We start from the raw sequence: 14,100 nt of genomic DNA on the forward strand, positions 1-14,100 counted from the left end.
ACAAAAATACAGCTTTCTTTTATGAAAAACATATTGATTATTGGTGCAGGAAAATCGAGTTCGTCTTTGATTAAATTCTTATTAGACAAATCTGACGAAGAAAATTTAAAAATAATTATTGGGGATTTATCCACCAAAAATGCAGCTAAAATTATCAACAATCATAAAAATGCAAAAGCGATAATTTTTGACGTTTTTGATGAACAACAACGTGAAAAGGAAATTGAAAAATCAGACCTTGTAATATCAATGTTGCCAGCAAGATTCCATATAGAAGTTGCTAAAAGTTGTGTGAAATTTAAAAAGCACTTAGTTACTGCTTCTTATATTTCTGATGAAATTAAAGCACTTGACAAAGCTGCAAAAGAAAGTGGTTTAATATTTATGAATGAAATTGGGTTAGACCCAGGTTTAGATCATATGAGTGCCATGAAAGTACTAGATAAAATTAGAGAAAAAAATGCCAAAATGTTACTTTTTGAATCCTTTTGTGGTGGTTTGGTGGCTCCTGAAAGTGACACTAATCTTTGGAATTACAAATTTACTTGGAACCCAAGAAATGTAGTTTTAGCAGGTCAGGGAGGAGCTGCCATGTTTATTCAAGAAAGTACGTATAAATATATTCCTTATCATAAATTATTTAGAAGAACGGAATTTTTAAAGATTAACAATCAAAAATTTGAAGCGTATGCAAATAGAGATTCTTTAAAATATAGAAGTGTTTACGGTTTAGACGATATTCCAACAATGTACAGAGGAACTATTAGAAAAGTTGGTTTTTCTAGAGCGTGGAATATTTTTGTACAATTAGGAATGACAGATGATTCTTACACCATAGAAAACTCTGAAAACATGAGTTACAGAGATTTCGTAAACTTGTTTTTAGCGTATTCTCCATCAGATTCTGTGGAATTAAAATTACGCTCTTATTTAAAAATAGATCAAGATGATATGATGTGGGAAAAACTAATTGAACTCGATCTTTTTAATCCAAAGAAAAAAATAGGAATCTCGAATACTACTCCTGCTCAGGCACTTCAAAAAATATTAGAAGATTCTTGGACTTTGCAAGAACATGATAAAGACATGATTGTTATGCAACACCTTTTTGGTTTTGAAATCGGTGGTAAAAAACATCAAATTGAAAGTAGTTTAATTGTTGAAGGCGAAAACCAAACCTATACAGCAATGGCTAAAACAGTGGGTTTACCAATGGCAATTGCTGCTATAAATATTTTAAAAGGTAAAATTAAAACACCTGGAGTTCAAATACCAATTTCTAAGGAAGTGTATGAGCCTATTTTAAAAGAATTAGAAAATTACGGAATTAAATTTACCGAAAAAGAAGTTCCATATTTAGGTTATAATCCTAACAATGTTATAGGTTAACAAGAGTTTTAACTTTCTAGCAAGGGGTTTAAATCCCTTGTCTATTATTTTACATTTTCAAATAAAAATCTTTGGTTAAATTGATATATGCTTCTGTATATTGATGACGCTCTTTTTCTATAATTAAATGTTCTGAATTAATTTCTGTTGAATGAAAAGAAAACTCCATTAACACTCTTTTTACTTCGGATGTTTCATTTCCTTGAACTCTACAAATTCTATTTATAATTAAATGTTGTTCTTTAGCGAGGTTGATAAAATTCTCCTCTTCTTTATAAGGAATTACAATTGCAAATTTTCCATCCGAAGAAAGAATTTTCACAACACCAGTAATCAATTCTAAAAATGATAAAGAACTTGTAAAACGTGCTTTATTTCTAGCATCACTTTCAGTTTCAAATTCGTCAGTATAAAAAGGTGGGTTTGTAACGATTAAATCATAAGTTTCCTCTTCTTCTGCAATTTCATCAGCAAAATTTTGAAAAGTACTATTGTAACAATATAAACGATCTCCCCAATCAGATTCTTCAAAATTGGCAACAGTTTGTTCGTACGCATTTTCATCAACCTCAACAACATCAATTGTCATGGCATCACTTCTTTGAGCAAGCATTAAGCCAATAACTCCAGTTCCTGATCCAATATCTAAAATTGTGTCAGGAAAATTATCCAAAGTACACCAAGCACCTAATAAAACACCATCAGTACCAACCTTCATAGCTGTTTTATCTTGATGAACTGTAAACTCCTTAAATTGAAATGGTTTTATCATTTGTCAAAAATAACCAAATTTAAAATCTACAAAAGAGTTATTCTAGAGATTAAATTTAAATATCTTGAATTTAACATATTAAATTCATCAATTGAGTTATAATTGTTAATTTTGTAGCTAATTAAAGTAAAAATAAAAGAACCATGAAAAAACTACTATTTATTATTGGTATTATATTATTTAATTCTTGTACAGTTTCAAATGCTGAAGAAGAAATAATAGTAGATCCAGTTTCAGCAGAAGATAGAGTTGTAAGAATGGAATTTAGCACTACACAACTCAGTTTTGACGAAATTAGAATTAGTTATTTTGACTTTAAAACAAATTCTTATCCAGTTGTTATACATCAATTTTCTTATGATTCAGCAGGACAACCTATTCCTTTTATATTAACTATTGAGAATTATGATTTTAGATATATCAATGGAGAAGCGTATAGAAACAACCCAAATACAGAAGAAATTTCTGTAAAAGTTTATGTTAATGACGAACTCGTAATTGAAGAAGCAGAAAGAGGAGAAGATGGAGAATATGCCGAAATTAGATTCAATTACGACATAGTATTGAAAAAAAATATTTAAAATCTGATTTGCATTTCAAAATATTCTAAATAATAATATATTTAAAAAAAAGCTAGCCTTGTGTATAAAAACTATTTGGAAACAAATGTTTTATGCACAAGGCTTTCAATTAGTTTATTATCAATTCTATAAAATTAAAAATCTAACCTCTTATGTACGTTATCTTCTGAATAAGAAATTGAGAAAGCAAATGTTTTTAAATCTGCTTTTAAATGTGCGTTTGAATCTTTATTAGACCACAAAATACTTAATTTATCTTCAGAAATATTTATAACACTTAATTGACCTAAAAATGCTTTTAAGGTATTTCTTAAACGCATTATTTTAAGTTGATTTATAACGATATCCTTTTTTAAACCTTGCTCAATATCTTCTTTAAAAAGTGTTGTTCTATTAATTTCTTTATGACCTCCACTGCCACCTTTATCGGCAGCTACATAATTATTTTTCCCAGCAAAAATATCTAAGTACCAAACTTGTGGAATACCAGGCATAAACATCTGTATAGCTCTTGCTAATAATAATTTTTGTTCGTTTTCGTCTAAAGCACTAAAAAAAGTAGCATTTACTTGGTAATAAGATATTTTTTTTCCTGATGGATCATATAAGTTTTTTACTCTTCCACCTCGATCCATAATCGTATTCATTATAGTCTCAATCTCTTTATCTTCTAATAAACCTTTGTTATAATTGCCATTTACTTCTTTTCCTTTTAAATCTAAAACAGGAATACCATCATGACAACCCAACATATTTACTGTTTTGTATCCTTTGTTTATAATTTCATTTACCCAATTTAGTAGTGCTTTGTTATTTCCTGTTTCAAGAGTATGAATCATTAAACCTGGTAAGAAAAAATCGTAAATTTGGTAGCCTTCTTTAGCCACTTCATCATGTAAATTCAAACCATATTCTGCGTGAATTTCTGGCAGTAAAATTAAATCGTTTTTTTTAGCAATTTGATTAATTCTTTCTAAATAATTCCAAGTACCTGGTTTGTTAAAAAAGTTAGTCTGACCAATCTCTTTATGTAAATAAGCAAATGCATCTAAACGTAAAATTTTACATCCAAAACTTTTTACTTTTGCTAGCGTTTCCTCGTAAAAATCCCAGACTAACTCAGATTTTGCATTTACATCCATCTGGCCTAAATAAGCCCTATTTTTGTATACTATTTTTAGAATTTCTGCTTTGTACGGTTCAAATTCATTGAAATTAAAAGTTTTCAATTCTACATTATTTTCAATAGCAAAATTTACTTTTTCACAAATTAATAATGCCTTTTCTGAACTTAATCCCTTAATATCTTTTACATCTTCTTTTTGAATTTTATTGAATTTTATTTCTTGATAAAATGTGTTCCAATAAGGTTTTTCTGAACCATCAGGAAATGGAACTTTTAATATTGGAAGTCCAGCTTTACGCATAAATAATTTATCTAAAAATTCTTTGTTGGGAATTAGAATATCATCATTATTTACAATTCCTTTTCTTTCCCAAAATGTATTCCAATTTATAAAAAAATCTTTGTATTTAGAATTTTCTCCGTTTTTTAATAAATCTTTAAATTGAGGTGAAGCAACTGATAAGTGATTCAGAACAATATCAAACTTTAATAATATGTTTAATTCCTCTAAAGATTTTAAATCTTTTTTAGATACCAAATCATCATTTAAATTATAGTCAATAACTGAAAAACCACGATCTAAATCGCTATTAAAAAATGTAGGTAAAACATAAAATAAAGAGAAAACATCTTTAAATTCTGGTAATTGTAACATTTTAATAGTGTCGCTTAATTTATAACCAATGCTATCTGGATATGCATTTAGCATAACACCATTAGAAATAGTTTCCTTTATTTTCTGGCTCATAGAATGTAATATAATAATTTATAAAAGTTTTGATAAAATATTGATATTATCTGGCAATCTACCAACATTTTGAAGTTTTAATGCTGCTAATTTCAGGGCAACTTGCAAACATTCTTGTATTGGTTTTTCTTTAATATAGGCAAATAAAAACCCGGACCAAAAAGCATCTCCAGCACCTGTTGTATCCACTACTTTTTCTACTTTTATAGCAGGTAACACAATAACACCTTGGCTTGCCTGTGAAAGTTTTACGCCATTTTCTCCCAATGTTAAGCAAACTGTATCTACTCCTAAATCATGAAAGAAATCAAAAATTTCTTGGTGTGGTAATTTTCTTTCAAAAAGCCTTAGCATGTCATCTTCACTAATTTTTATTAATGGGTTAAAACTACAATATGCTTTAATTACTTTTAAAGCTTCTTGATGACTACCCCATAACTTTTTAGCGTAATTAATATCTATACTTAATTTACAACCTAAATTGTATGCTTCTGCTGCCTTTTTTAAAATTGTAGCTTGTGCAGGTTTTTTGCTTAATGCAAAACACGTAGTATGAAATATTTTGGTTTCTAACAATGTTTCTTTAGAAATCTGATTCTCGGTAATTTCATAATCTGCTTCACGAAAAGGAATAAAGTCTGGTGTACCTTGAGATCTTGAAACAAAAATTACGCTTGTCGGTTTATTTTCTAGTTTTTTTATATTGTCTGTATTAACACCTACATCTAATAATCTTTCAAAAATATATTCACCAAAACCATCATTTCCAACAGTTGCTACCATCATCGCATTTAAACCTAATCTTGCAGAATTCATTGCAACATTTGTTGGCGAACCTCCTAAATATCTATGGTAATCTCTTGTGTTATTTATAAGAACATCTGATTGATGACCAATGAAATCGATTAAAATTTCACCTACACATAAAATGTCTATTTTATTATTATTATTCAAATCTGTATTTTTTTGATAAAAGTAGTTTAGCTAACTACTTTTTTGCTTTTTATAAAAAGAGTGAAAACTGCACTTATTACTAATAAAACACCAGCAAAAGTGATTGCATTCCTTGGGTCGTTGTTTAAAAAGTTCTTTAAAATATAACCAAAGGATAAGGTTTGAATGATCATAGGTATTACAATCATCATATTTATAATACCCATATAAACTCCATAACGTTCTTTTGGAATATCTGAAACAACCATTAAGTAAGGAATACCCATCATACTTGCCCAACCAATTCCAAAACCAGTAATTGCAAAGAATAGTAAGTTTTTATCTTCTATATGAGGGAAAACTAAAAAGCCAATTGCTGCTAGTATTAAACAAAAAGCGTGTACTTTTTTTGGGCTGTACTTTTTAGCGAAACCAACTAAAGCAAAAGCGATTAAAAAAGTAACTACATTATACCATCCATTTACTAATCCTGTCCAACTAACAGCTTCACTGTAAGCTTCTGTGTTTTCTGGAGTAGCTTTCCAAACAGAAAGCGCTACACTTTTTGATGAGTTTTGCCAATAACAAAACAAGGCATACCATTGAAATAAATATACCAAGGCAAGTTGCCACATTACTTTTGGCATATCTTTTATGGCTGAAAATATTTCTATTAAAGGTTCTAAAACACTTCTTTTTTCTTTTAATTTCTCCAATTCTTCTGCTGATGGAGGAATTTCTTTTATTTTATAATTACTCCACAATACAGTTCCTATAGAACAAACTGCTCCTAAAAAGAAAGAGGCATACACCCAAGTAGGCAAAGAACCTGTTGTTCCAATAAAAATTAAAGGAAAAATAAACAGTGATAAATTAGCTAGAACTTGCCCTAAACCAGTAAAAAAACTTTGCATTTGAAAGCCTAAAGGCTGTTGCTCTTTTTCTAGTTTATCTGCTATTAAAGCTCTGTAAGGTTCCATTGCTGTATTGTTACCAACATCTAAAATCCAAAGTAAACTAGCAGCCATCCAAAGAGAACTACTAAATGGAAATGCAAACAAGGTTAAGCTACATAAGATTGCACCAATTAAAAAATAAGGTTTACGTCTTCCAAATCTTGGACTCCAAGTTTTATCACTTAATGCTCCAATAATAGGTTGCACTAATAAACCAGTTACTGGACCAGCAAGATGTAAAATTGGAATTTGATCTGGACTTGCGCCTAAAAAATCGTAAATTGGTGTAACTGCACTTTGTTGTAAACCAAAACTATATTGAATTCCGAAGAATCCTACATTCATATTTAATATCTGCCAAAAGCTTAAACTTGGTTTTTTTAGCTTCATATTTTTTATTTTAGTTTAATTAGAAATTTTTTAAAATCTCCTTTATTGGTAAATATTTCTCCTCCTTTATCAATCACAGGGATTCCTACATTAGACATATCAACATTAGCTTTGCCTAGTTTATCTAGCATTTCATTTAGAGCTTTTTTATCTCTGTCTATATCATAGAAAATAAAATCAATATTATTTTCCTTTAAATAGTTTGTAGTATTTATACAGAAATGACAGTCTTTGCTTCCGTAAACAATCATTTTTTCTGCTTTTTTTGTACCACAACTAATTATGATAAAAAAAATAAAAAGGTAAAATATATTTTTCATTTTCAAAATTCTTTTAAAGTAAAAGAGTTGATATTAAGAATTAACCTCAATATCAACTCTAGTTACATAACCAACTCAAATTTAAATCTTAAAAACTATATTGTAATGTCATTGTTGTAGAACGACCCGTAATTGTTCTTGCTGCAGCTAAACCACCAGCTATATTTCCATTTCCTTCTACTTCTGTAACACCAATTGTATCGAATAAATTATTAGCATTTACACTTAAAGATAAACCTTCTGTTAAGCTTACTCTAGCAACTGCATTCACATAAGCGTAACCTGGCATCACTAAATCATTATCATCTTGTGCAAAAGATTTAGAAGTTCCTAATATTGTAATTCCAAACAGGTGTTGCTTGCTTGCACCGAAAGAATAGGTTGGTGCTAAATTGTAAACAAAGTCTGCTTGTCTTCTTGGTTTATTTCCTTGATTTGCTCCACCATCAATTTCTGCTTTTGTGTACGTAACTGAACCATTGATACCAAAATCTCCAAATCTGTATGCAGATTCTACTTCTAAACCTAAAGCTTTAAAAGGATTTCCTACAGTTCTATTTAATTCGTTACTAATTCCTTCATCAGTATTACTCACAAAACCTGTAACATTTAAAACCCCATTCTCTAATCTCTTTTTTAAACCAATCTCAAATTGAGAAATTTCATCAAACTGTACATCTCCTAAACCATCTGCACCATAAGTATTTCTATCTGCAGCTCTTCCAGAAGCACCTTTACTATATCTTCCAAAAACAGCAGCTCCATCATTAATTTTATAGTTTAAACCTGCAGAAAAAGAAACAAAATTATAATCGTCGCTAATTGCTTGTCCAGGATTACCAGCTATTGTTGGTATTGTTGCTTCGAAAGGGCTAATTACACCATCACTGTTGTAATCGAAACCAATTAAATCTCCATTAGAATCTAAATTACTTAATTGTCCAGAATTTATGGTTCCATTTACATTTACGTTTTCAAAACGAACACTACCATCAAAATTTAATTTTTCAGAAATCTCTGCATCTACACCAACATAAGGAGAGTTTACATTATGTACAGTATTATATTTTCTTTGACAACAGTTACCCCAAACTGGCTGACCAAAAGAGTAAGCACCACCTTGAGAAAATCCATCAAAAACACCTAATCTAGCTTTACCATCACCTGCAACTTCAGAAATTGCAGAACTCCATTGCCATCCTATTTTAGTGTTTTGAGTTGCAGAGAACATACCTACAGTAACTCCAATATTGTCATTAATTGCTTTAGTAACCTTTACATCACTAAAAAAGTTGCTTAAATCTTCAATAGTAACATCAAAATATCTAATATCTTGTGCTAATCCATTTGCAGGATTAAATGGTGTACCATCTTGAAAAGTTAAAGCACCAGTTGCTCCAGAAGCACCTCTTACTAAAGCCTCAATATCTGCTACAGTTCCAACATTTGCAGTAAATGGAGCATTCCACTGACCAGAATTGTTAGAATATCTTGCTTTTCCATTCACTTTCCAATCATCTCCAAGATCAAAAGAAAATTCTGCACCAACTGAAGCACTTACTGGATTATTACCACTTCTCATATCATTTTGAGTAGGATTGCCATCGTAAACACTATACGTATTTTGAATATTTACAGAATGTGGAGTATCAGTAGTGATATCAAAACCAGGCAAATTACCAAAAGTAGGATCTGCATTTGTACCTGTTAAACTTACTGGCATTGGCATATACATTACAGTTTGATCATTTAAATACTTAAAATAAGTACGTACATAACCATTCTTAAATTCTTTTGTTAGGTTTGCTTTGATTTGCCCTCCTTTATTTCCTTGATAACCAATTTTTCTTGGTCCTTCTCCAACTCTCATAAAACCACCAACATGATAATACAATCCATCTGTAATTGAGGTTCCATATTCGAAATCTAATCTACTTGTTTGGAAATCTAAACCATACGTTGCACCAATAGTACCTCCTTCTGTTCTTCCTGTTTTACTAATCATATTAATTATACCTGCTGGACCATTAGAAGTTTGTGTAGAAGCAGAACCTCCTCTGATAGCTTCAATTCTTCCAATATTAGAATCGATACGTAAAAAATTGTCGGCATTACCAAAAGAAGTGTCTCCAAACAACATTATTGGTAACCCATCTTCTTGTAATTGCAAATATCTAGAACCACCAGAAGAAACAGGTACTCCACGTACATTAAAGTTTGCATTACCTTCACCACCAGAAGATTCTGCACGAATACCAGGAATACTTCTAAAAAGTTCTCCTGCAGATCTTGGTGAAGCTTGTTCTATTTGTTTGATACCAACTGTAGAAACAGAAATACTAGATTCCATTTTAGATTTTGGATTAACAACACCAGTAACTATAATTTCATCTAATGATTGTGCATTTTCTTTGATAATAATGTCTAGTTTTAAATTACCACTTACAGTGATTTCTTTTTTGTAGCTATCATAACCTATATAAGAGGCTATAATGGTATAAGTACCATTAGCAATATTTTTAATTTCGTACTTACCATCAAAATCTGTAGTTGATCCTTTAGCGTTTTCTTTCAATATAATACTTGCTCCAGGAATTAAATTTCCACTTTGATCTTTTACTGTTCCAGATATTGTTGACTGTGCAACAAAAGCTGTAGTTGATAGTAAAAAAACTATAAACATTGTAAACCTAATTTGTAATTGTTTTTTCATTTTAATTGTGAATTTAAGAAATAGTTAATTGTTTTTTTATCAAATATATATTTACAGGAGTTTAAATTATTAAATAAATAAATCGAAAACGTTTTCGATTTACCAAAAACGTTTTCGATTAAGATAATTTACTATATTTACAAGGTAAAAAAGTATATATCAATGCAAAATTAATATTTTAAAAGATGGTTACGCTTAAACAAATTGCAGAAGTACTAGGTATTTCTATTACTACAGTTTCTAAAGCTTTAAAAGAATACCCAGATGTTAGTAAAAAAACAAGAAAACTTGTTAGAGAAACAGCTGCTATGCTTAACTATAAACCTAATTCATTTGCAGTAAATTTAAGAACTAAAGAATCTAAAACTATCGGTTTAATTATTCCTGAAATTATGCATCATTTTTTTTCGAGTGTGGTAAAGGGAATTATTTCGCAAGCTGAAAAAAAAGGCTATTTAGTTATTACTTTACAATCTAGTGAATCTTATGATTTAGAAAAAAAACAAATAGATTTATTGTTAAGCAAACGAGTTGATGGTATTTTAATTTCCTTAGCAAACGGAACAGCAGATTATAAGCATTTAACACAAGTAATTGAAAACGAAACACCTTTAGTAATGTTTGATAAAATTGCAAAAACTGTAAAATGCTCTAAAGTTATTATTGATGATAGAAAAGCAGCCTATAAAGCAACACAACATTTAATAAATATAGGTTGCAAAAGAATTGCTCATTTTAGAGGGCCATTATTACCACAAAATTCTATTGATCGTTTTTTGGGATACAAACAAGCTTTAATCGATAATCATATTCCTTATGATTCAACTTTAGTATATCTTTTAAATGATATGAGTTTTGAGGAAGGCAAATTTTTTGCGAAAGAATTACTAAAAGATCACAAAGACGTAGATGGTATATTTATAAATACAGATTTGGTAGCAATTGGTGCCATTACAGAATTTAAAAAACAAAAAATAAAAGTACCAAAACAAATAAATATTATTGGTTTTAGTAATTGGTTCATGGCTTCTGTAATTTCTCCATCTTTAACAACTATAAATCAACCTGGTTTTGAAATGGGGAAAAAAGCATTTAAATTACTTTATAAGGAAATAAAAGATAAAAAGAGAAAGAAAATTATCAGTTATAAAGATGTTATTTTAGAAACAGATTTGGTTATCAGAGAATCTACTAAAAAAAATTATTAGTAAAATAAATTATTTTAAACTATATTTTTTTTATTTTAAAAACAAAAAACCCTATAAACATAATGTTTATAGGGTTTTGACTGAATTTGACATTCCTTTTGCAGAGAGGAAGGAACTAACACAATTCTCATAAACCCTCTGTTTATCTATGTTACCAAATATATGAATTTTTACTGACACCTAATTAGTCCCTTAAAATTTAATCTCTAATATACTTATTTACTATATCTAACTGAATTCCAGAGTATTCAGAAAATTCATCTACAGTTATAAATTGATGAGGTTGTTTATCCAAAAAACTTTTTATATCATTTAAAAGCTTTCGCCCATAACGTTCACTGCGCCCTGTAATGCGCTGAATGTCCTTTGGGTATATGCAAGCTCTTTTTTGATTCATAATACACTATCTATGCTTTATCCATACTTAAGCCATATTCTATAATTATATGATGATGGTAATAATGCGTTGTTAAAATGTTGACAACACGTTAGTGTTATCAATATTTTAATGACGTTTATGGTGTTATCGGAAAGAACATCCAAAAACGGAATTTGATTTTTTATTGACTGCCATAAAGTTACGTGATTTGAAATATTAATCATAAAAAAAAGTAAAAATTATGGCAAAACAAACAGGTATTATCAAATTAAAAGGAACTATCGGAGGTATTTCTTTTTACAAAACAAGTGATGGACATTTAGCTCGTGAAAAAGGTGGTGTGGACAAAAACAGAATTCAAAATGATCCTGCGTTTCAAAGAACGCGTGAAAATGGTTCTGAATTTGGAAGAGCTGGGAAAGGAGGAAAAGTATTGCGAAATGCAATTCGTGTGCTTTTGCAAAATGCAAAAGATAAAAGAGTAGTTTCTCGTTTGACAAAAATTTTAGTGGCAGTTACTAAAACTGATATTGTTAATGAAAGAGGTCAGAGAACTTTACAGGAAGGAAATTTAAACCTTTTAGAAGCGTTTGAATTCAATTTAAACGGAAAATTAGGCGCAACTTTATTCGCTCCATTTATAAAAGCATTTGATAGAGTTTCTGGAGATGCAACTTTAAATTTAGCTGCTTTTTCACCGACTGTTAGAATTGCAGCTCCTGCAGGTACAACACATTTTAAAATTGTAATGGGTGCTTCAGAATTAGATTTTGTAAATGAAACTTCAACTTTTGAAAATGACGAAACCGCAATTTTGCCATACACTGTTGCAAATACAGCTGCAATTGCTTTGACAGCTTCAATCACTGCAAATTCTACCTTTCCTGTAGTACAGGTGTTAGGAGTTGAATTTTACCAAGAAGTAAATGGACAGATGTATTCATTGAAAAATGGTACTTATAACGCATTGTCTGTTACCATTATTGATAAACCTTAAAATGGAGTTAATTCTTCATAGAAGCTATTTTGAAGAGGGTACCAATGGTACTCTCTTTCATTCAAGCAAATTTCTTTGCCATACCATTGAATTGCCCTGGATAAATAATGCGCGAAGTATCTCCTGCATACCAGAAGGAAAATATGAAGTTATTCCTCGCTTTTCTAAAAAGTTTAAACATCATTTGATATTGAAAAATGTAGCTAATAGAAGCTTTATTTTATTTCATCCTGCAAATGATGCAAAAAGAGATTTAGAAGGTTGTATTGCTCCTGTAACTTACTTAAGTGGTATAGGAAAAGGGATTTATTCAAGGGATGCAATGCAAAAATTACTGTCTTTGGTTTATCAAGCTAAAGACAGAAAGGAAATTATTTTATTAACTATTAAATCACAAAATTATGAACATAGTAGAACGTTATAAAAAGTCAACACCAAGGTTCTTCAAAATTTTAAGAAATATCGGTATTGCTTTGGCTACAGCTGGGGGCGCAATTATTGCAGCTCCAATTACAATACCATCTTTGGTTGTAACAATTGCAACTTATATGACTGTTGTTGGAACTGTGGCTACTGCAGTAAGTCAAGCAGTTGTAAAAGATGAAGATAGTTCTGAAATTGAAGTAAATTCAACAAAATAATGGACGATAATACTAAATCTGCAATTTTTGGTGGTACTTTTTTTTCATCTGTAGTAAATATTGGTGTTGAAGATGTAGCTACAACTATAATTTTAGCACTTATTGGTGCTATTGTAAGTTTTTTTGTTTCAATTATTTTAAAATACATATTCCAGAATCTAAAAATTAAAACGAAAAAGTAGAGTTACATAATTTTTATGTTGGAATTAGGTCAATAAATAAAGTGCATTGTAAAAATAGTGTACTTTTTTTATGCGTTTTTTTTAATAAACGGTTTTAAATTATTTTTTACTTAACGAAATGAGACAAACAAAGAATTTTGATAAAGAAATCAAATGAATTTAGCAGAATTTTTGTGCAGGAGAATTAGATAAGGAAAAAATATCAACGAATATTATCGTTTTTAAAGATTGATAAACAGAGGTGGGTTTGAGCGTGGAGTTTATCAATCTTTAAAAATGTTAGCCCAATGGCGATTGAATGGAAATTATTAAAGACGAAGTACGTAGTGCGCTGGCAGAAGCGAAAATAAGTGTGTATTTTTTTATTTGTTCTGTATTATTTTTCTGATTGTTTTTGTAAAAAGTGAATGCCTCGAAAAATGTGTTTATTGACCCTAAATTGCAGTGCTTACTAAATTGTCTTTAAACTTGGATTAGCATTTGCTTTTGTGAAAACAATATTATCCAATTCTCATACAAATAAAAAAATATACTCTTATTGGCTTTTCTTGATTTTATAGGTGCTTTAGAATTATTCTTATTATTTCTAATTTTCAATGATTTATAACTCTAATTTATTGAAACTAAAAAAGCACTTATAAAAACAATGCAACAATTACGAAATGTTGTTTAAATATCTAAATGTTATTAATTACTATCTATGTGAGCGTTGGAAGAGCGGCTATTTTACATAATGGCGTTATAGTGCCTGGAGTTTACGGAAGA

14 protein-coding genes are annotated in these 14,100 nt (G+C 29.6%); 7 read left to right on the plus strand and 7 right to left on the minus strand.

Annotation, left to right across the window (positions count from 1 at the left end; genetic code table 11):
* Positions 1-21: 21 nt before the first annotated feature.
* Complete coding sequence (locus P161_RS0101705) at positions 22-1,389, plus strand: saccharopine dehydrogenase family protein (protein WP_026775361.1); 1,368 nt, start codon at positions 22-24, stop codon at positions 1,387-1,389.
* A gap of 49 nt (positions 1,390-1,438) precedes the next feature.
* Here P161_RS0101705 and P161_RS0101710 read toward each other — a convergent pair whose 3' ends face one another.
* A complete protein-coding gene (locus tag P161_RS0101710) occupies positions 1,439-2,161 on the minus strand; it encodes a tRNA1(Val) (adenine(37)-N6)-methyltransferase (RefSeq protein ID WP_026775362.1) in 723 nt (240 codons plus the stop codon).
* A gap of 143 nt (positions 2,162-2,304) precedes the next feature.
* On the opposite strand from P161_RS0101710, the gene P161_RS0101715 reads away from it, so the two are divergent.
* Positions 2,305-2,742: a hypothetical protein gene (locus P161_RS0101715; protein ID WP_026775363.1), complete on the plus strand. Its 438-nt coding sequence runs from the start codon at positions 2,305-2,307 to the stop codon at positions 2,740-2,742.
* A gap of 134 nt (positions 2,743-2,876) precedes the next feature.
* On the opposite strand, the gene P161_RS0101720 is transcribed toward P161_RS0101715, so the two are convergent.
* From P161_RS0101720 to P161_RS0101740, 5 genes are all read right to left on the minus strand, one after another.
* On the minus strand, positions 2,877-4,616 hold the full coding sequence (locus tag P161_RS0101720; protein WP_026775364.1) for a glycosidase: 1,740 nt from the start codon (positions 4,614-4,616) through the stop codon (positions 2,877-2,879).
* Between the two features lie 18 nt (positions 4,617-4,634).
* Positions 4,635-5,570 carry a carbohydrate kinase family protein gene (locus tag P161_RS0101725; protein WP_026775365.1) on the minus strand — a complete coding sequence of 312 codons (936 nt, stop codon included), beginning with the start codon at positions 5,568-5,570 and terminating at the stop codon, positions 4,635-4,637.
* A gap of 26 nt (positions 5,571-5,596) precedes the next feature.
* Positions 5,597-6,895, minus strand: coding sequence for an MFS transporter (locus tag P161_RS0101730; protein WP_026775366.1), 1,299 nt, complete (start codon positions 6,893-6,895; stop codon positions 5,597-5,599).
* A gap of 5 nt (positions 6,896-6,900) precedes the next feature.
* Positions 6,901-7,215 carry a glutaredoxin family protein gene (locus tag P161_RS0101735; RefSeq protein ID WP_026775367.1) on the minus strand — a complete coding sequence of 105 codons (315 nt, stop codon included), beginning with the start codon at positions 7,213-7,215 and terminating at the stop codon, positions 6,901-6,903.
* Between the two features lie 88 nt (positions 7,216-7,303).
* Complete coding sequence (locus tag P161_RS0101740) at positions 7,304-9,928, minus strand: TonB-dependent receptor (RefSeq protein WP_026775368.1); 2,625 nt, start codon at positions 9,926-9,928, stop codon at positions 7,304-7,306.
* Positions 9,929-10,113: 185 nt separating this feature from the next.
* Between P161_RS0101740 and P161_RS0101745 the strand changes: the two genes are divergently transcribed.
* Entirely contained in the window at positions 10,114-11,136 is a 1,023-nt protein-coding gene (locus P161_RS0101745; RefSeq protein WP_026775369.1) for a LacI family DNA-binding transcriptional regulator, read from the plus strand.
* Positions 11,137-11,335: 199 nt separating this feature from the next.
* Here P161_RS0101745 and P161_RS0101750 read toward each other — a convergent pair whose 3' ends face one another.
* Positions 11,336-11,533 (minus strand): hypothetical protein, encoded by a 198-nt coding sequence (locus P161_RS0101750; protein ID WP_026775370.1) that lies wholly within the window; start codon positions 11,531-11,533, stop codon positions 11,336-11,338.
* A 223-nt stretch (positions 11,534-11,756) separates the two neighbouring features.
* On the opposite strand from P161_RS0101750, the gene P161_RS0101755 reads away from it, so the two are divergent.
* The 4 genes from P161_RS0101755 to P161_RS0101770 are packed head-to-tail and all read left to right on the plus strand — an operon-like array spanning position 11,757 to position 13,335.
* Positions 11,757-12,512 carry a hypothetical protein gene (locus P161_RS0101755; RefSeq protein WP_026775371.1) on the plus strand — a complete coding sequence of 252 codons (756 nt, stop codon included), beginning with the start codon at positions 11,757-11,759 and terminating at the stop codon, positions 12,510-12,512.
* Between the two features lies 1 nt (position 12,513).
* Entirely contained in the window at positions 12,514-12,936 is a 423-nt protein-coding gene (locus tag P161_RS0101760) for a DUF5675 family protein (RefSeq protein ID WP_026775372.1), read from the plus strand.
* Complete coding sequence (locus P161_RS0101765; RefSeq protein ID WP_026775373.1) at positions 12,914-13,153, plus strand: hypothetical protein; 240 nt, start codon at positions 12,914-12,916, stop codon at positions 13,151-13,153. The genes P161_RS0101760 and P161_RS0101765 overlap by 23 nt, the downstream gene beginning before the upstream one ends.
* On the plus strand, positions 13,153-13,335 hold the full coding sequence (locus tag P161_RS0101770; RefSeq protein WP_026775374.1) for a hypothetical protein: 183 nt from the start codon (positions 13,153-13,155) through the stop codon (positions 13,333-13,335). The genes P161_RS0101765 and P161_RS0101770 overlap by 1 nt, the downstream gene beginning before the upstream one ends.
* The last annotated feature ends 765 nt before the right edge of the window (positions 13,336-14,100 follow it).

Origin of the sequence: Polaribacter sp. Hel_I_88 (assembly GCF_000687935.1) — a bacterium.
In the GTDB taxonomy this organism is placed as follows: Bacteria; Bacteroidota; Bacteroidia; order Flavobacteriales; family Flavobacteriaceae; genus Polaribacter.